Below are 16,965 nucleotides of genomic sequence, written 5' to 3'. Positions count from 1 at the left end.
GAGTCGATACGCTGCCGGCGTCAGGTCTTGGGCAACGTGACGCCGTGCTGACCTTGATATTTGCCGCCGCGATCCGCGTACGACGTTTCACAAATCTCGTCGCTTTCAAAAAACAGCACCTGAGCGACGCCTTCGTTCGCGTAGATTTTCGCAGGCAAAGGTGTCGTATTCGAGAATTCCAGCGTGACGTGCCCCTCCCATTCCGGCTCGAACGGCGTCACGTTGACGATGATCCCGCAACGCGCATACGTGGACTTGCCCAGACACACGGTCAGGACGCTGCGCGGAATGCGGAAATACTCGACCGTGCGAGCCAGCGCGAACGAATTCGGCGGGATGATGCAGACGTCGCCCTTAAAGTCGACAAACGACTTCTCGTCGAAGTTCTTCGGATCGACGATGGTCGAGTTGATATTGGTGAAGATCTTGAATTCGTCGGCGCAGCGAATGTCGTAGCCGTAGCTCGACGTGCCGTAGCTGACGATCTTCCGGCCGTCTTCGGAGACGCGCACCTGGTCGGGCGCGAACGGCTCGATCATGTTGTGCGACGCGGCCATGCGGCGGATCCACTTGTCGGATTTGATGGTCATAGGTGAACGCTGCTCGACGTGAATGACAGATGTGTGACGGATAACAACCCGGTTGGGACCAGGCAACTTTCGGCTAAGTTCGCGACTTCGGGCCAAAGCGCTCGACCGCGCACCGCCGTGGCGGCTTGAACGGGCTGTATCGCTCGATCCGGCGGTGTCCTGCACGATGTCCGGCTACGTGCCCGAACGAAAGGCGCTTATTTTACGCGATCGTGAGATTGGTGCCGTGCATGGGGGATGAGATCGCCCCGATGCGCGCCTCCAGACGGCCTGCCGGCTCGCCGGGCTAGTTCGCTTGCGCCTTTGGGAGCGGCCTCGGGCGGCGCCCGCCAATTACTGGTGAATCAGCCCGCAGGCGAGCGCGGGGCCCGCGCCATGCGGCGGATACGCGTACGAATCGCTCGGATCGCGATGCAGCACGACCGCGCGTTGCAACACCGAGCGGATGCCGTCCAGCGACACGTCGGGCGCCACGATGAAACCAGTGGCGACGCCGTTCGCATCCGCATGAATGTTGCCGAGATCGCCCTCGACCCGCGCGCCCGCTTTCAGACGCTCGGCGGCCGGCGAGAACACTTCGCCCGCGCTGGAACCGTCGGCGGCATTGCAGTCGCCGCGTTCGTGAACCTGCAACGCGTGGTCGCTATTGGGCGGCAGGCCCGCGAGATTGTAGGTCACCTGCACGCCGTCCGAGCGCTCGATAAACGTGACGAGGCCGCGCGCCTGGTTGCCCACGGTGGGCAGCAACTGCGCGTCGGCGCGCTTTTCCTGTGGTCTCAGGAACGTGCTGCAGCCGCACAGCAGCACGCTGCCGGCAGCCAGGACGATGAACGCATGTACCGCGTGCCCGTCGATTCGTTTTCCCATGCGATCCTCTTGCCGGCCAGGCGGCCGCCCCTGCGGCCGCTGAGCCGAACTTGTGAAGCCGACATGATACCGCGAGACCCGGCGCAAATTGCCCCCTTGCGCCCTGCGTAAGCCCTTTGGCCAAGGGCCGCTCAGGTGTTCTGCACGACGATGCTGGGAAACTTCGACGTCATGTCGCGCGCGCGCTCGGCGATATGGACCGCGACCTTGCGTGCGATCGACCGGTAGATCTCCGCGATGCGCCCATCGGGATCGGCGACGACGGTCGGTTTGCCCGAGTCGGCCTGCTCGCGGATCGCGATGTCGAGCGGCAAACTGCCGAGCACCTCGACGCCATATTCCTTGCCCATCCGCTCGCCGCCGCCGGCGCCGAAGATATGTTCTTCATGGCCGCAATTCGAGCAGATATGCATGCCCATGTTCTCGACGATACCAAGAATCGGAATACCGACCTTCTCGAACATCTTGAGGCCCTTCTTCGCGTCGAGCAACGCGATGTCCTGCGGCGTCGTGACGATCACCGCGCCGGTCACGGGCACGCGTTGCGACAGCGTCAGCTGAATGTCGCCGGTGCCCGGCGGCATGTCGACGATCAGGTAGTCGAGGTCGTGCCAGTTGGTCTGGCGCAGCAATTGTTCGAGCGCCGACGTGGCCATCGGGCCGCGCCACACCATCGGGTTGTCCTGCTCGATCAGAAAGCCGATCGAATTGGCTTGCAGCCCGTGGCCGGTCATGGGGTTCATCGACTTTTCGTCGGGCGACTCGGGGCGGCCTTCGATGCCCAGCATCATGGGCAGCGAGGGGCCGTAAATGTCCGCATCGAGAATGCCGACCGAGGCGCCTTCGCTCGCCAGCGCCAGCGCCAGGTTCACCGCGGTCGTGCTCTTGCCGACACCGCCCTTGCCCGACGCCACGGCGACGATATTTTTAACGTTCGGCAAGAGTTTCACGCCGCGCTGTACCGTATGCGCAGCGACTTCCTGGCTTACCTCGACGCGCGCGTTCGCCACACCCGGCACGGCTTGCAGCGCCGCGCCGAACTGCGCGCGGATCGCTTCGAACTGGCGCCTGGCCGGATAGCCGAGTACCACCTGGAGGCTAACCGTGTCATCCTGCACGGCGACGTTTTTAATGTTCTTGGCTGCCGCGTACGGCCGGCCGGTGTTGGGGTCAGTGACGGCTGCGAGGGCAGCGTCCACCATAGCCCGATCGATACTCATTGACACTCCGTGGGGAACACCTGCGGCGCGGCGGAATCGAAGTCTCGGCCACGCGCCGGAATTTGAAAGAAATTGTTAGACGGCATTGCGAAAACCAGACGTGCCGGGCACGCTTCGGGCAGGCGAAACGCCATGGGGCCGCATCGTCGTGTACGTCTGCCATTATTGTAGTGGCTCGCGCCGGGCCTTGCCGGAAGACCCTGCTTCACTGTCGGACCGGGGCGGTGAAAGAACCGGAATTTCCCCTTCTTTCGATCCGTCTGCTTTACTGGACTACTGGAATGGTCAGCTCTCAGATTGACCACCACTCGCTGCTTTACCCGCTTCACTCAAGAGGAATCGAAAATGAATGCAAAAATCATGACTCGCCTGGCCGTTTTCGCCGTTGCCGGCTCGCTGCTGGCAGGCTGCGCCACCCAACAAGGCACTAACACCGCAGTCGGCACGGGCGTAGGCGCCGGCACCGGCGCGGCACTCGGCGCGATCTTCGGCGGCGGCAAGGGCGCGGCGATCGGCGCGGGCGTCGGCGCGGCGGTGGGCGGCATCACGGGTTACAACTGGCAAGCCATTCACAACAAGCTGTCGGGCGCCACCAAGGGCACCGGCACGCAGATCACCGAACAGCCGGACGGCTCGCTCAAGCTGAACATTCCGAGCTCGGTCACGTTCGACACCAACAGCTACGCAATCAAGCCGTCGTTCGCGCCGGTGCTGGACCAACTGACGCAGACCCTGCAGCAGAACCCGGAAGTGATCGCGCAAGTGGTCGGCTATACGGACAGCACGGGTCAGCCGGCTTATAACCAGACGCTGTCGGTCAATCGTGCGGAAAGCGTGACGGGCTATCTGGGCCAACGCGGCGTCGCGCCGCAGCGTCTGTCGGCACAAGGCATGGGCCAGAATCAGCCGATCGCCGACAACAACACCGAAGCCGGCCGTGCAGCGAACCGTCGCGTGGAAATCTATCTGCGCGCCACGGCTCAGCACACCACGCAATAAGCATCTGACTGGGGAGGAAGGTGGGGGCCGGCCGGCAGACCTGAGCGCCGGCTCGTGACAAACCGTAAAAAGCGGAAGAATCAAAATCTCGCGCGGACCGAAAAAATTTCGAACTCTGCCGAAAATCCGCTGTCTGTCTTTACGGTACGCGGTTGGCGATCGCCGCCGCGTCACCATTCTCCTCTTGTCGTTGTTGCTCCGGGGTTAATAACCCCGGTTTTTTTTGGGCGCTCGGTTAACACACCTTCGCGCTCCGCCACGATCCGGCGCCGTCCCACGCGGGCCGTCCGGGCACCCGGCCCGCCCCGCGCCGAACGCCTGCCCTGCTAGAATCAACCTTTCGTCCCACCGCAGGCTCCCGCCATCCCTATGTCAGCACCCGCAACCGATCTCTCCGCAGGCGCGCCGTCAGGCCGTCGCCAGATTCTCGTCACGTCGGCCCTTCCGTATGCGAATGGGCAAATCCATATCGGCCATCTGGTTGAATATATCCAGACGGACATCTGGGTCCGGACGTTGCGAATGCACGGGCACGAGGTCTATTACGTGGGCGCCGACGACACGCACGGCACACCGGTCATGCTGCGCGCGGAAAAGGAAGGTCTCACGCCGAAGCAGCTGATCGACCGCGTCTGGCAGGAGCACAAGCGCGACTTCGACAGCTTCGGGATTTCGTTCGACAATTACTACTCGACCGATACCGAAGAAAACCGCGTTCTCAGCGAAAACGTTTACCTGGCGCTGAAGGAAGCGGGCCTGATCGAAGCGCGCGATATCGAACAGGCGTACGACCCGGTCAAGGAAATGTTCCTGCCGGATCGCTTCATCAAGGGCGAGTGCCCGAAGTGCGGCGCGAAAGACCAATACGGCGATAGCTGCGAAGTCTGCGGTTCCACGTACCAGCCGACCGAGCTGATCAACCCGTTCTCGGTCGTCTCGGGCGCCACGCCGATCCGCAAGACCTCGACGCACTACTTCTTCCGTCTGTCCGATCCGCGCTGCGAGAATTTCCTGCGCGCCTGGGTGGGCGGTCTGGCGCAACCCGAAGCGACCAACAAGATGCGCGAATGGCTCGGCGACGCCGGTGAAGCCAAACTCGCCGACTGGGACATCTCGCGCGACGCGCCGTATTTCGGCTTCGAAATTCCGGGCGCGCCGGGCAAGTATTTCTACGTGTGGCTGGATGCGCCAGTCGGCTACTACGCGAGCTTCAAGAACCTCGCGGAAAAGCGCGGGCTCGATTTCGACGCGTGGGTCAACAAGGGGTCGAAGGCCGAGCAGTATCACTTCATCGGCAAAGACATTCTGTATTTCCACACGCTGTTCTGGCCGGCCATGCTCGAATTTTCGGGGCATCGCACGCCGACCAATGTGTTCGCGCACGGCTTCCTGACCGTGGACGGCGCGAAGATGTCGAAATCGCGCGGCACCTTCATCACCGCGCAAAGCGTGATCGACACCGGCCTGAATCCGGAATGGCTGCGCTATTACTTCGCGGCCAAGCTGAACAGCACGATGGAAGACCTCGACCTGAACCTCGACGACTTCCAGGCGCGCGTGAACAGCGATCTGGTCGGCAAGTACGTGAACATTGCGAGCCGCGCCGCCGGTTTTCTGATCAAGCGTTTCGACGGCCGCGTGCAGGACAGTGCGATGCAGCATCCGCTGCTCGCCACGTTGCGCGCCGCCGTGCCGCAGATCGCCGCGAACTACGAGGCCCGCGAGTACAACCGCGCGCTGCGGCAGACCATGGACCTGGCGGACACGGTCAACGCCTACGTCGACACCGCGAAACCGTGGGATCAGGCGAAAGACCCGGCGAACGGTGTCGCGCTGCACGAAACCTGCAGCGTCAGCGTCGAGGCGTTCCGGCTGTTGTCGCTGGCGCTGAAGCCGGTGCTGCCGAAGCTGGCCGAAGCGGTCGAAGCGTTCCTCGGCATCGAGCCGCTGGTGTGGGCCGACGCGAACGTGCCGCTCAGTTCCGCGCGCCCGATCAACGCGTACAAGCATCTGATGACGCGTGTCGATCCGAAGCAGATCGAGGCACTGCTGGCCGCCAACCGCGATTCGTTGCAAGCCACGCCGGAAGCCGCGGCGCCGGCCGACGCGAAGACCAAGGCGAAGGCAGCGAAGGCCGCCGCGGCAGAGCAGGACGAAGCGTCGGGCATCATCTCGATCGACGACTTCGCGAAGATCGATCTGCGCATCGCGAAGATCGTCGACTGCAAGGCGGTGGAAGGCTCGGACAAACTGCTGCAACTCACGCTCGACATCGGCGAAGAGAAGACCCGCAACGTGTTCTCCGGCATCAAGTCGGCGTATCAGCCGGAACAGCTGATCGGCAAGCTGACCGTGATGGTCGCGAACCTCGCGCCGCGCAAGATGAAGTTCGGTCTGTCGGAGGGCATGGTGCTCGCCGCATCCGCAACGGATGAAAAGGCCGAACCGGGCCTCTACATTCTCGAACCGCACAGCGGCGCAAAGCCGGGCATGCGCGTGAAGTAATACGCGTGGCGCTGCTTCACGGTGGCGCTCGCTGATCGCTACATCGCCGTGCAGCGCACCGCACCGCATTTCGCTTCAGGCACGAACAAAAACGGCACGCTTTAAAAAAGCGTGCCGTTTTTTTGCCTGCGCAAAGGTAATGCTCAAACGCTACATGTCAACGCATCACCATCGGATCCGGTCGAAGCGCCGCGTATAAAGCAGCGTCGCGCCGTAGAACGTGCCACCGTACGCTGCCACGGACCAATACCGCGTCAGGTTGACGGTCGCCTTGATCGCGTTGCTGGCCGACTGCAGACCCTGCTCATAGCCCAGCACGAGCCATTCGCTGATCGCCTTCGACACCATCACGACCTGCGGATCGGTCAGCCCGACCTCGCTCTGCCCGATCGAAAACTCGTCGAGCCCGAAGGTCTGCGCGATCCGCTTGCCGCTTGCGCTGCCGAGCAACGCAAGCGCCGTGGTCATGGTGCTTTGCTGACCGAGGTTATTGCCCTGATCGGTGCCGTGACCGAACAGCAGCCACGAGAGCTTTTCGTTGTCCGCCACGTTCGGCTCGGACACCAGCTTCGCCACCGGGAATTGCACCGTACCCGTCACCTGCACGCCCGCCTCGACCTGCTGATTACGGCGCATGGCCAGGATGTTGATGCCAGGATTGGCCACCGGGCCATTGAACGTGAAGAAGCCATTCTCGATATTGAGCTTGCGCCCGAACGCGGTGTAGGTCGAACCCTGCGTGACCCGCACGTTGCCGACCGCGCGCAGCGGCAGATTCGGCGCGCTCAAGGCGGTAATCGTGCCGGTCAGGCCGAGATCGGCGCCTTGCCCTCGGAAACGGAAGTTGTTGCCGAGGCTGATGTCGATATCGGCGCGCGGCGCGAATGGGCCGACCGGCTTGTTGGTGCCCGCGACCGGCGGCGACCGCTCGCCGGCCACGGTGCCGTCCGGGCGTACGATCACCACATCGTCGCCGAGCTTTGGCGCGGCCTGCTCCGGCAAGTCGAACAACGCGTGATCGACCGCGAACTTGCCGTTGATCGCTAGCCCACCCTGGGCGCCGGCATTCGCGACGCTCGCACTACCCGACAGCGACAGATTGCGGTCGGGCGCCGCGAACAATTCGAGCTTGTCGGCGACGATACTCGCCGTCAGATCCGGTTCCGCGCCGTCCAGACGCACGCGGCCGGTGGCGCGCAGCGTGCCGCTCGCGCCGTGAAACTCGACCTGCTGGAAGTCCACCAGATTCTGCGACAACGCAATGCGCACCACGCCGTCCTTCAACTGCACGCCCTGATCGACCATCGTTGCGGAAAGGCCATCGCCAAGCAGCGAGCCGGTCAGGTTCGGCTTGGCGACCGTACCGCCGAGCGCGAGCTTGAGCGCCAGGTGGCCGTCGAGCAGATAGCTCGGCCCGAAGAGCCCGCCGGTCGTTTTCAGCGACGGGACATTCGCATTCACGTTGCCGCTCAACGCGCCCTCTTCGTTGACGGTCAGGAAGCCGTCGCGCGCCACCAGCGTGGTGTGCGCGTCGGCGTCGATCACGCCGATCCGGCTCGCCTGCGCGTGCACGGTGGCGTTGAGCCGGTTGCCGCCGCTGAATTCGGCACGCGCGGTGATGTCCGTGATGCCCAGCGACGCGAGTCCGCGGCCAATTTCGACGGTGACGTCGCCGCCGCGGCGCTTCAACTGAATATGACCGCTTGCCGTGCTGCCGAGCGCGAAGTCCCAGTCACCGTCGAAGACCAGATCGGTTTTGACGGCCGCCGGCTCGCCGGTGATCTCACGCCGCAGGTCCTGCAAACGGGCGAGCGAAATGTCGGTCAAGGTGCCGGCCGACTGAATCTTGCCGTGATCAAAGGCGAATGTTTTCAGGCTGAGGACAGCGCCTTCGAGCGTCAGACGCGTGGCGCCGAGCGTGAGCCGCTGCGGCCCGGCGCTCACGGCGAGCGGCGACTCCAGGTTCAACGCCGGCGTGCCGCGATTCTGGAAACGGGTGACGGTGCCGTCCCAGTGCGTGCCGTCGCGCGCGTCGGTCAGCTTGCCGTTCGCGGCGAGCGTCAGATCGAGCGGACGGTCCTGCAACTTGCCGGTGGCCGCGGCTTCCAGCGTGTGATTCGCGCGCGTGCCGGAGAGCCGCGCGGTAAGCGTGGTCAGATCGACACCGCCCGCGCTCAGATCGCGCGCGTCGGTCGTGAAGACGAGTGCGCCGTTCGCGCCGTCGCGCAACTCCGCGTGACCTTCCGCATGACCGATGCGGTTGCTGCTGAACACCACGCTGTCGGCCTTGTAATTCAGCATGACGTTCGGATGCGCGAACGAACCGGTCACGTCGCCGTCGGCCGCGATCAGGCCCGCAAGGCCGAACCCCAGGCGCTCGAGTTGCGGCGCGTCGACGCGAAACCGCAAGCGGTCGCCTGGCGCGCCGAAGCTGCCTTGCAGATCCACCTGATTGCCCGCCACCGAGAGGTTCGCGCGGCTCGGCAGAATCCGCGAACCGGCTAGCTGGACGGTGCCACCGCCGGTCAGCGGCAGGTTGTCGTAGACGCTCGGGCCCAGCTTGAATTCGGCCCTGGTCGTGAACACCGGGCCGAGCATGCCGGCCGCGGTGAGCGTGCCGTTCACGCGCGCTTCGATCTTGCCCTTGCGGGGTGCCGGTGCGACGTGTTTGGGCGGCGGTGTCTCGCGCTGAGCGAGCTCGGTTTTCGCCGCCGCCTTGGCGGTGTTTTTCACCGCAGCGGCGGCTTGGTCGGCGGGCGCAGCGCTTTTCGCGCCCGCCGTGCTACCCACTTCGGCTGTGGCTTTGGTTTGTGCCTTGCTCGCCGGCGCGCCTTTCTTGCCTTTGGCACTAACGGCCGCGGAGGCGGAAGTCGACGCCGCGCCGCTCACCGGCTTGCGCGACGGCATCTGCGACGTCAGCGTCAGCGGATCGAAATCGGTCAGTTGCGCTTTCAGGTTGTAGGTGGAATTCGCGTCGTGCTTGAGCGCGCCGGACAGATCGATACGGCCTTTGCCCGACGTGACGCGCACATCGTTGAAGCTGGTTCGCGCAGGGTCGAACGTGATCTTGCCTTGAGCACGCAGCACGGCTTTCGGATCGGCGAGATCCAGCGTGACGCTCTGTATGTCGTCGTTCAAACGAATACCGATCGGCCCGGACAGTTGCGTGGGCCGCACGGTGGCTTCGAGCGCATTCAGGTCGAGCCCGGCGACCTGCAGATCGAACTGCCCGCGTTTGCCGGTCAGCGTGCCGCCGCCGCGCAGCGTGGCGCTTTTGACGAGCCGCACGGCCAGGTTCGAAATGCGCTGCGACTCGGCGTCGAGACGCACGTCCGCGTTGGCGTCGATGATAGGCAGCAGGTTCTGGTCGATCGCGCCGGGCTTGGCGTTGACGATCGAGACATGGCCCGCGACGGCGAAGTTCGCAGCGCTGGATCTGGTGGTTTGCTTGCCGCCGGCTTTGGCGTTTTCAGCGCCAGCAAACGGCGCCGGCGCTGTGCTGGACGCGCCCGTCGTTGCTGCGCTAGTGGGCGCGGCAGCGCTGACAGGTGTTGCCGCGCTCGCCCCCAACACAACCGTCCCCGCCCCATCCTGCGACACCGGCTGCAACTCCGCCCGCACGGCCAGATCCGCCAGCGGCGCACCCGGCGCAAACGCCTGCGGATTCACGTGATCGAAAGTCAGCGTGGCACGTCGCAACGGCACGGCGCCGAACGGCGTGGCTTCGACGCGCGCGTGACCGGCGAGCTTCATGCCGCTGGCATCGAGTTCAGCGACGAGATTTTCAAGCGAGCCGCTCAGATGGCCGCCCACCTGCACCGCCTCGTTGTTCACCTTGCCTGAATAGCCGACGTCGCCGGTCAGCGCGAACGGCCTCACGCCGTCCAGTTTCGCCGACGCCGTCACCGCGCCGAACGGCGTATCGAGGCGCTCGATCGCGGCCTCGTGATGACGCCCGTCGCTGCGCCCATGAAACATGAAACGCGAAAATTCAGTGGTCGCCCCGCCTTCGCGCAGCAGCAGTTTGTCGAGCTGAACGTCGCGGACCTCGAGTTGCATCGGCAAACGCAAATCTTGCGGCAGCTTCAGCGGTTCGCTGCTGCTGGACGACGACGCGCCGATGCGCGCCTCGACGGTGCCAACGTGCAGATAGTCGATCGTCAACCGCCACGGCTCGCGCGTCAGCCCCCAACCGGCCGCCACGCGGTCGATCTGGATATCGGTGCCGCTGCCGTCGAGGCTGCGCCAGCGCACCTGGCGCAATTGCAAACCGTTCGCCAGCGTGCCGCTTTCGAGCGTGCCGCTCAGCTTGCCGCCCAGCAGTTTGACCGCCGCCTGCCATGCATAGGCGGTACCGCGCTTGGTGGTCAGCGCGCCATACATTAGGCCGACCGCCAGGGCGACCAGCAGCACCAGCACACCGACCGTCCACGCAAGCGTTTTCAGCAACAGACGGCCGGGCCGGCGCTTAGGCGGCGGCGCATCGGACGACGGCGGCTGCGGCGGGTGAGTGCCGGGCGGCTGTGCGGGTGGTTGAGCGGAAACGTCCGTTGTCATGCGGGAATCATGTCGAAACAGGTGTCCATCAGAAGGCGATGCCCAGCGTCAGATACGGCCGCACGTCTTTATTGCGGATGCCATACGCGACGTCGACATTGACCGGGCCGACCGGGCTGCGCCAACGCGCGCCCACGCCGACGCCGGGATAAAAGACTTTTTCGCCCCAGGTATCAGTGGCGGTGCCGACGTCGAAGAACGCGGCGGCGCCCCAGTCGTGCGAAAACCAGTGCTGGTACTCGGCCGCGGCCGTGACGAGATATTTGGTGGGCAGCACCGAACCATCGACCTCGTTACCGATGCTCTGATAACCGTAGCCGCGCACCGAATTCGACCCGCCGGCGCGGAACAGCAGCGATGCCGGTATGCCGCTCGAACTGCCGCTGGTAAACACGCCGCCGAGTTCGGCGCGGAGCACCACGAGGTCTTCCTTGCCGATCGGCAGGTACTGCTGGCCGCGCGCGTAACCGCGCACGAAGGTCTGGTCCGTCAGCACGCCCTTCACCGCGAAGCCCGCCTCGGCGTGAATCAGATTGCCCTTGCGCGGGAACAGCGGGTCGTCGGTATCGCGCCGGGTCCACGACCACGACGGCACCAGCGCGCGGCTCGTGGTCGGCGCGATCGCGTTCTGATCGAGCCGGTCCTGGTAGTAGAGGATCGAGTAGTTGTAGTCGATGAACTGCGAGGTGCGCGCCCGTTGCACGCCGCCGCGGATACTGTAGATGCGCGTGTCGGAAACGTCGGTCGTGGTGTAGGACGCCAGCACGCTATTGGTCCACGCGCGCGGGCCCGGCGGCATGGCCAGCTGGATTTGCCCGTATTGCTGGATCTGGTCGGCGCGGCCTTCGACAGTGAACGGCCATGCTTTGCCGAAGGTATCCAGATAGGAATACGCGCCCTGGACCAGCGGGCCGTTGTCGGTCGAATAGCCGAGACCGCCACGGATGCTGTTGTACGGATACTCCGACACTTTCACGTGCACCGGCGTGTCGACCGGTTTGGCCGGGTCGCTGTCCACGTCGATCGCGACGCTTGCGTAATACGGCGTGTTCTGCAATTGCCGCTGCAATTCGGCGACGCGCTGCACGTCGTAAATGTCGCCGACCGAGATCGGGTTGACGTTGTCGACGATCTGTTCCGGATAGCGCCGGGTGCCCGACACGTCGAGCTTGCCCATCGTGAAGGTCGGCCCGCTGTCATACGTGACCGACAGTTTGGCCTCGTGCGTGCGCGGATCGACGCGCGCCTCGGAATGGTAGATTTTCGCGCCCAGGTAACGCCGCGCCTGGAGCGCCTTCAACGACGCATTTTTCGCGTCCTCCCAGTCGCCCTGCGAGAACGCATCGCCTTCGTGCAGCGAAAACGCGAAACGCGCGGCATTCTCCTGCGCGGGGTCTTCGGTCAGCACCGGCCCGCGAAACGACAGCGAGACCGATGAAATGCGGGTTTGCGGACCTGGATCGACGCTCACCGTGACGCGTTTCGCGTTCTCGACGGTGCGCACGTCGGTACGCACGACCGGCGTGAAATAGCCCTGTGTGGCCGCCAGATCACGCACCTGCTGGGGCGTGGCGGTGATCAGAAACTCGAACTGGTCGTCGCTGATGTCGGGTCGTTTGGCAAAGCGCGCGATATCCAGATGTGCCTCAAGAAGCTTGCGCAGCGAGCGCGGCGAAGCGTCGATGTCGACCTTGTAGCTGGCGGCGGGGCGCGCGGCGTGCGCCGCGCCGGCCGACAGCGTCAGCATGACGATGCCGAACGCCAGCCACGCGCGCAGCCAGCGCAACATGGGCGTGATATGTCCACGCCGGGTGCCGGCCTTGCCGCGCCGCTGACGCGGCTTTTCGATCGCACATACCGCCAAACAGGACCTCCGGCCGGGTTGATGAATTTGTCGCTCAGGCGCGCCGCGGCGGCCGAAGCACGCTATTTGACCACATCGGCGCAAGGCCGCCGATCTCTTAAAGGGCGCGAAGCGCGCAGCCGCCGCTTGCCGCCGGACACAGCGCAACGCGAGTTCAACCGCGCCACGCAGCCGTGCGACGCGCCCGCCTCGCGCCCGCCTCGCGCCCGCCTTTGACGCACCGCACACAAGCCGGGTTCCGGGATTTTTCACGGTGGTGCGCGCCGGCCGCGCGCACCACCCCTCTTCCATCGCGCCCCTGCCGACGTTTTTCGTCCGCGCGCGGCGCATCGGGTAAAATTATGGAATAACGGCGCGGCCACCCGGCACCCTCCCGCTACACCAGCGGATTCCGGGCGAGCAGCCGCCCCTCACCCACCACGGACGTCGAGCCATGTATCAATCGGACATCACCCAGTTCCTGAACCAGCTCAAGCAACAGAAGCCCAACCTGGAAGCCGAGCAGCGCCGCGGCCGCGCGCTGCTGTGGGACAAACAGCCGATAGATCTGGAAGAACGCGCCGAGCAGAAAGCCTCGCGCGTGGAGCAGACGCCTTACTCGTACTATCAAAACTTCTAATCGGGTGAGCGTGAGTCACGCCGACGAGGCTCACGGCGCGACGCCGGCATCCGCCGACGCCGCGCTAGCCGCGCCCGCCACCGATTCGACGCCCGACACCGTCGACGGCATCGCTTTCGCGCGCCTGTACGGCGAGCCGCTCTTCAAGCTGCCCACCGACCTGTACATCCCGCCGGACGCCCTCGAGGTGTTCCTCGAAACGTTCGAGGGACCGCTGGATCTGTTGCTGTACCTGATCCGCAAGCAGAACTTCAACGTGCTCGACATTCCCATGGCGGATGTCACGGTGCAGTATCTCGGCTACGTCGACCAGCTGCGCCAGACCAATCTCGAACTTGCGTCCGAATATCTGCTGATGGCCGCGATGCTGATCGAGATCAAGTCGCGCATGCTGCTGCCGGTCAAGAAGGCCGACAGCGGCGAAGAAGCCGAGGATCCGCGCGCGGAACTGGTGCGCCGCCTGCTCGAATACGAGCAGATGAAGCTGGCCGCGCAGCGTATCGACCAGCTGCCGCAACTCGGGCGCGATTTTCTGCGCGCCGAGGTCTACATCGAGCAAAGCATCACGCCGCGTTTTCCCGACGTGGACAGCGAAGACCTGCGCGCCGCGTGGGCCGACGTGATCAAGCGCGCCAAGCTGGTCCAGCATCACAAGATTTCGCGCGAAGAGCTGTCGGTGCGCGAGCATATGAGCTCGATCCTGCGGCAGTTGCAAAACGCGCGCTTCGTCGAATTCGCGGACCTGTTCGACACCACCAAGGGTGTGCCGGTGGTGGTGGTGAATTTCATCGCCATGCTGGAGCTGTGCCGTGAGTCGCTGGTCGAAATCACCCAGGCCGAACCGTTCGCGCCGATCTACGTGCGGCTCGCGTATTCGCCGGCCTGATCTCACAGTACGCACCGATACGCCTCGTTTCGGTGCGTACGACGCGCAAATCCACTACAATCCCGCGCTCCGAACCTGTCATTACCAGTGAGGCGGCGGACCGCGCGATTCCTTGAGGTTTCGCATCGACCGAGTCTCGCGCCGCGCGAGGAAATCCCTGTCCGATCATGAAAGTCATCAGCTCGATCCATGAATTGCGCGACCAGTTGCGCGGCCAGAATCGCACGGCCTTCGTGCCGACCATGGGCAATCTGCACGAAGGGCATCTGTCGCTGATGCGTCTCGCGCGCCAGCACGGCGATCCGGTGGTGGCGAGCATCTTCGTCAACCGTCTGCAATTCGGTCCGAACGAAGATTTCGACAAATACCCGCGCACGATGGAAGCGGACATCGAAAAATTGCAGAAAGAAAACGTCTACGTGCTGTTCGCGCCGACGGAAAAAGATCTCTATCCGGAGCCGCAGGAATACCGCGTACATCCGCCGCACGATCTCGGCGACATCCTCGAAGGCGAGTTCCGGCCCGGCTTCTTTCAGGGCGTGTGTACGGTCGTGATGAAGCTGATGTCGTGTGTACAGCCGCGCGTCGCGGTGTTCGGCAAGAAGGACTACCAGCAGTTGATGATCGTGCGCCGCATGTGCAACCAGTTCGCGCTGCCGACCGACATCATCGCCGCTGAAACCATTCGCGACGCCGACGGCCTCGCGCTCAGCTCACGCAACCGCTATCTGCAGGCTGCCGAACGCGCCGAGGCGCCGGTGCTGGCCGCGGAACTGAATCGTGTGCGCGAAGCCGTGCTGGCCGGCGACCGCGACTTCGCGAAAATCGAACAGGCGGCCATGGCCACCCTGGCCGCACGTGGCTGGCAGCCCGATTACATCGCGGTGCGCAAGCGCTCGAATCTGCTGCCGCCGGGTCCGCAAGATGCGGACGCGGAACTGGTCGTGCTGGCCGCCGCCAAACTCGGCGCCACACGCCTCATCGACAACCTCGAAATCTGACCCGGCCTCGGCCGGCGCAGACCCGCATCAAAAGCCACAAGGGATTGATTGGTCATGCAACGCAACATGCTGAAGTCGAAGATCCACCGTGTCGCGGTCACGCACTGCGAGCTGCACTACGAAGGCTCGTGCGCGATCGACGAAGACTTGCTGGAAGCGGCGAACATCGTCGAAAACGAACGGATCGACATCTGGAATATCAACAACGGCGAGCGTTTCTCGACCTACGCGATCAAGGGCGAGCGCGGCAGCGGCATGATTTCGCTGAACGGTTCGGCCGCGCGGCGCGCGCAGCTGGGCGATCTGGTGATTATTGCGGCGTTCGCGGTGGTCGACGAGGCCGAATTGAAGGCGGGCTGGAAGCCGGATCTGGTGTTCGTCGACGACAACAACAAGATCAAGGGCAGCCGCGATCACGTGCCGACGCAAAACTGGACCTGAGGGTCGGCGCGGTTGGCGTGAAGCTTCAACCCGCTTGCCGCGCGTCTGCTCCGTTGTAATTCGCGCGCCGTCGGTTGCACGGCGCGCCGCCTCAGCCCTTCTTCGCCGTCCCGTCGACCCACGCGACGATCGACTGCCACTGCTCCAGATCCTTCTCCACGCGACTTTTCGCGACGTCCCAGAGGGTCAGGCCATGCGCCGCGAGCTGCACGTAGTTCTGCGTGTCGCGCAAAAAGCCCAGCACTGGCAAATTCAATCCTTCGACAAAGCGGTGCAGCTGTTCCGCCGAGCGCGTGCGCGCGTCGACACGCATACCGACCACGCCGATTTCGATCGCGCCCTTGCGGACCGCTTTTTCCTTCGCCAGACGCTCCAGAAAGTCCTGCGTGGCGAGAATGTCGAATATGGACGGCTGGAGCGGAACGATTACCTTGTCGGCCAGATCCAGCGCGATATTCATCCGGTTGCCGTGCAAGCCGGCGGGGGTGTCGATCACCGCGTGCTCCAGCCCCTTGGGCGGCTTGGCCGGCGTGTCCGGATTGACTTCCCAGGTTTCGATGGCCGGTAGCGTGTCGGGGCGCAACGACAGCCACGCGTGCGCGGACTGCTGCTTGTCGAGGTCCGCGAGGGCGACCCATTCGCCCGACGCCGCGAAATAGCCGGCCAGATTGGTGGACAGCGTGCTCTTGCCCACGCCGCCCTTCGGATTCGCCACCACAATCACCGTCATGAATTCTCCCGGAAAGAAGGCTGGTCGCCGCCAGCCGGTTTGCCGCGCGTGTCGTTCTGACTTCGCTCTGAGTTTGCTCCGCGCCTGTTCCGATCTCGCGCCGGCCCGCTACGGGACCTGCCGGTTTCGGGCACGCGTGCCGATCCAGCCGTTGATAATATCGAGAAATGCACTGGGGCCGAAGCCCCCAGGCGGCCAAATGACCGCCTGGCACCATCGATTTTTCCACCTGGGAGCGATCCATCCATGAGCAAACTCCGCCCGGAATATACCGTCGAGCGCCTGCACGAACGCCAGCGGGGCAAGCTGCCCGGCCTGCTGGGCGTGCAAGTCCTGTCGCTGGAAGAAGGCGTTCTGACCGCGGAATTGACCGTGCGAGAAGAATTGCTTGCACCGAACGGTTTTTTGCATGCCGCCACCGTGATCGGGCTCGCCGACACCGCGTGCGGCTACGCGTGCCTCGCGCATCTGCCGGAAACGGCACGCAATTTCACGACCGTCGAGCTGAAAAGCAATTTTCTCGGCACGGCGACCGAAGGCACGATCCGCGCGGTTGCCCGGGGCGTGCATCTGGGGCGCAGCACGCAGGTGTGGGATGCGACGGTGACCGATCCGAACGGCAAGACGATCGCGTTGTTTCGGTGTACGCAGATCGTGTTGTATTGATGGTGGGGGTGCTGCGGTGA

The 16,965-nt window shown here is 64.3% G+C and carries 13 protein-coding genes; 7 read left to right on the top strand and 6 right to left on the bottom strand.

Features of this window, described 5'->3' with window-relative positions; translation table 11 throughout:
* Window positions 1–20: 20 nt before the first annotated feature.
* The 3 genes from dcd to apbC form a co-directional block, all read right to left on the bottom strand.
* Window positions 21–590 (bottom strand): dCTP deaminase, encoded by a 570-nt coding sequence (dcd, locus tag B0G83_RS11420; RefSeq protein ID WP_012432068.1) that lies wholly within the window; start codon window positions 588–590, stop codon window positions 21–23.
* 333 nt (window positions 591–923) lie between these two features.
* On the bottom strand, window positions 924–1,457 hold the full coding sequence (locus B0G83_RS11415) for a superoxide dismutase family protein (RefSeq protein ID WP_105507525.1): 534 nt from the start codon (window positions 1,455–1,457) through the stop codon (window positions 924–926).
* Between the two features lie 131 nt (window positions 1,458–1,588).
* On the bottom strand, window positions 1,589–2,677 hold the full coding sequence (gene apbC / locus B0G83_RS11410; RefSeq protein ID WP_105507524.1) for an iron-sulfur cluster carrier protein ApbC: 1,089 nt from the start codon (window positions 2,675–2,677) through the stop codon (window positions 1,589–1,591).
* A gap of 345 nt (window positions 2,678–3,022) precedes the next feature.
* On the opposite strand from apbC, the gene B0G83_RS11405 reads away from it, so the two are divergent.
* Window positions 3,023–3,676 (top strand): OmpA family protein, encoded by a 654-nt coding sequence (locus B0G83_RS11405; protein ID WP_105507523.1) that lies wholly within the window; start codon window positions 3,023–3,025, stop codon window positions 3,674–3,676.
* A gap of 369 nt (window positions 3,677–4,045) precedes the next feature.
* Window positions 4,046–6,181 (top strand): methionine--tRNA ligase, encoded by a 2,136-nt coding sequence (metG, locus tag B0G83_RS11400; protein ID WP_105507522.1) that lies wholly within the window; start codon window positions 4,046–4,048, stop codon window positions 6,179–6,181.
* Window positions 6,182–6,346: 165 nt separating this feature from the next.
* Here metG and B0G83_RS11395 read toward each other — a convergent pair whose 3' ends face one another.
* Together B0G83_RS11395 and B0G83_RS11390 are read right to left on the bottom strand one after the other, a co-directional pair.
* A complete protein-coding gene (locus B0G83_RS11395) occupies window positions 6,347–10,738 on the bottom strand; it encodes a translocation/assembly module TamB domain-containing protein (protein WP_105507521.1) in 4,392 nt (1,463 codons plus the stop codon).
* 28 nt (window positions 10,739–10,766) lie between these two features.
* Complete coding sequence (locus B0G83_RS11390; protein ID WP_105507520.1) at window positions 10,767–12,602, bottom strand: autotransporter assembly complex family protein; 1,836 nt, start codon at window positions 12,600–12,602, stop codon at window positions 10,767–10,769.
* A gap of 433 nt (window positions 12,603–13,035) precedes the next feature.
* On the opposite strand from B0G83_RS11390, the gene B0G83_RS11380 reads away from it, so the two are divergent.
* The 4 genes from B0G83_RS11380 to panD all read left to right on the top strand — a co-directional run bounded on the left by B0G83_RS11380 (window position 13,036) and on the right by panD (window position 15,549).
* Window positions 13,036–13,221: a DUF3460 family protein gene (locus tag B0G83_RS11380; protein WP_007175923.1), complete on the top strand. Its 186-nt coding sequence runs from the start codon at window positions 13,036–13,038 to the stop codon at window positions 13,219–13,221.
* A 10-nt stretch (window positions 13,222–13,231) separates the two neighbouring features.
* Window positions 13,232–14,107: a ScpA family protein gene (locus tag B0G83_RS11375; protein ID WP_105507699.1), complete on the top strand. Its 876-nt coding sequence runs from the start codon at window positions 13,232–13,234 to the stop codon at window positions 14,105–14,107.
* A 167-nt stretch (window positions 14,108–14,274) separates the two neighbouring features.
* The gene (panC, locus tag B0G83_RS11370; protein ID WP_105507518.1) at window positions 14,275–15,108 is read left to right on the top strand and encodes a pantoate--beta-alanine ligase; all 834 of its coding nucleotides are present in this window, start codon (window positions 14,275–14,277) and stop codon (window positions 15,106–15,108) included.
* Between the two features lie 54 nt (window positions 15,109–15,162).
* On the top strand, window positions 15,163–15,549 hold the full coding sequence (gene panD, locus B0G83_RS11365) for an aspartate 1-decarboxylase (RefSeq protein WP_012432059.1): 387 nt from the start codon (window positions 15,163–15,165) through the stop codon (window positions 15,547–15,549).
* Between the two features lie 91 nt (window positions 15,550–15,640).
* Here the strand turns inward: panD and B0G83_RS11360 are convergent, their stop codons facing one another.
* Window positions 15,641–16,279 carry a ParA family protein gene (locus B0G83_RS11360; protein ID WP_105507517.1) on the bottom strand — a complete coding sequence of 213 codons (639 nt, stop codon included), beginning with the start codon at window positions 16,277–16,279 and terminating at the stop codon, window positions 15,641–15,643.
* A 246-nt stretch (window positions 16,280–16,525) separates the two neighbouring features.
* Here B0G83_RS11360 and B0G83_RS11355 point away from each other — a divergent pair, with 246 nt between their 5' ends.
* Window positions 16,526–16,945, top strand: coding sequence for a PaaI family thioesterase (locus B0G83_RS11355; RefSeq protein ID WP_105507516.1), 420 nt, complete (start codon window positions 16,526–16,528; stop codon window positions 16,943–16,945).
* Window positions 16,946–16,965: the final 20 nt, after the last annotated feature.

It is taken from the genome of Paraburkholderia sp. BL21I4N1, assembly GCF_002973525.1.
Lineage (GTDB): Bacteria > Pseudomonadota > Gammaproteobacteria > Burkholderiales > Burkholderiaceae > Paraburkholderia.
This window is presented reverse-complemented; position numbering and strand designations above follow the sequence as displayed.

Coding starts and splice junctions, on each gene's coding strand:
- B0G83_RS11360 (WP_105507517.1), bottom strand. CDS start 16,279: ATGACGGTGATTGTGGTGGCGAATCCGAAGGGCGGCGTGGGCAAGAGC.
- metG (WP_105507522.1), top strand. CDS start 4,046: ATGTCAGCACCCGCAACCGATCTCTCCGCAGGCGCGCCGTCAGGCCGT.
- B0G83_RS11405 (WP_105507523.1), top strand. CDS start 3,023: ATGAATGCAAAAATCATGACTCGCCTGGCCGTTTTCGCCGTTGCCGGC.
- panC (WP_105507518.1), top strand. CDS start 14,275: ATGAAAGTCATCAGCTCGATCCATGAATTGCGCGACCAGTTGCGCGGC.
- B0G83_RS11395 (WP_105507521.1), bottom strand. CDS start 10,738: ATGACAACGGACGTTTCCGCTCAACCACCCGCACAGCCGCCCGGCACT.
- apbC (WP_105507524.1), bottom strand. CDS start 2,677: ATGAGTATCGATCGGGCTATGGTGGACGCTGCCCTCGCAGCCGTCACT.
- panD (WP_012432059.1), top strand. CDS start 15,163: ATGCAACGCAACATGCTGAAGTCGAAGATCCACCGTGTCGCGGTCACG.
- B0G83_RS11355 (WP_105507516.1), top strand. CDS start 16,526: ATGAGCAAACTCCGCCCGGAATATACCGTCGAGCGCCTGCACGAACGC.
- B0G83_RS11380 (WP_007175923.1), top strand. CDS start 13,036: ATGTATCAATCGGACATCACCCAGTTCCTGAACCAGCTCAAGCAACAG.
- dcd (WP_012432068.1), bottom strand. CDS start 590: ATGACCATCAAATCCGACAAGTGGATCCGCCGCATGGCCGCGTCGCAC.
- B0G83_RS11415 (WP_105507525.1), bottom strand. CDS start 1,457: ATGGGAAAACGAATCGACGGGCACGCGGTACATGCGTTCATCGTCCTG.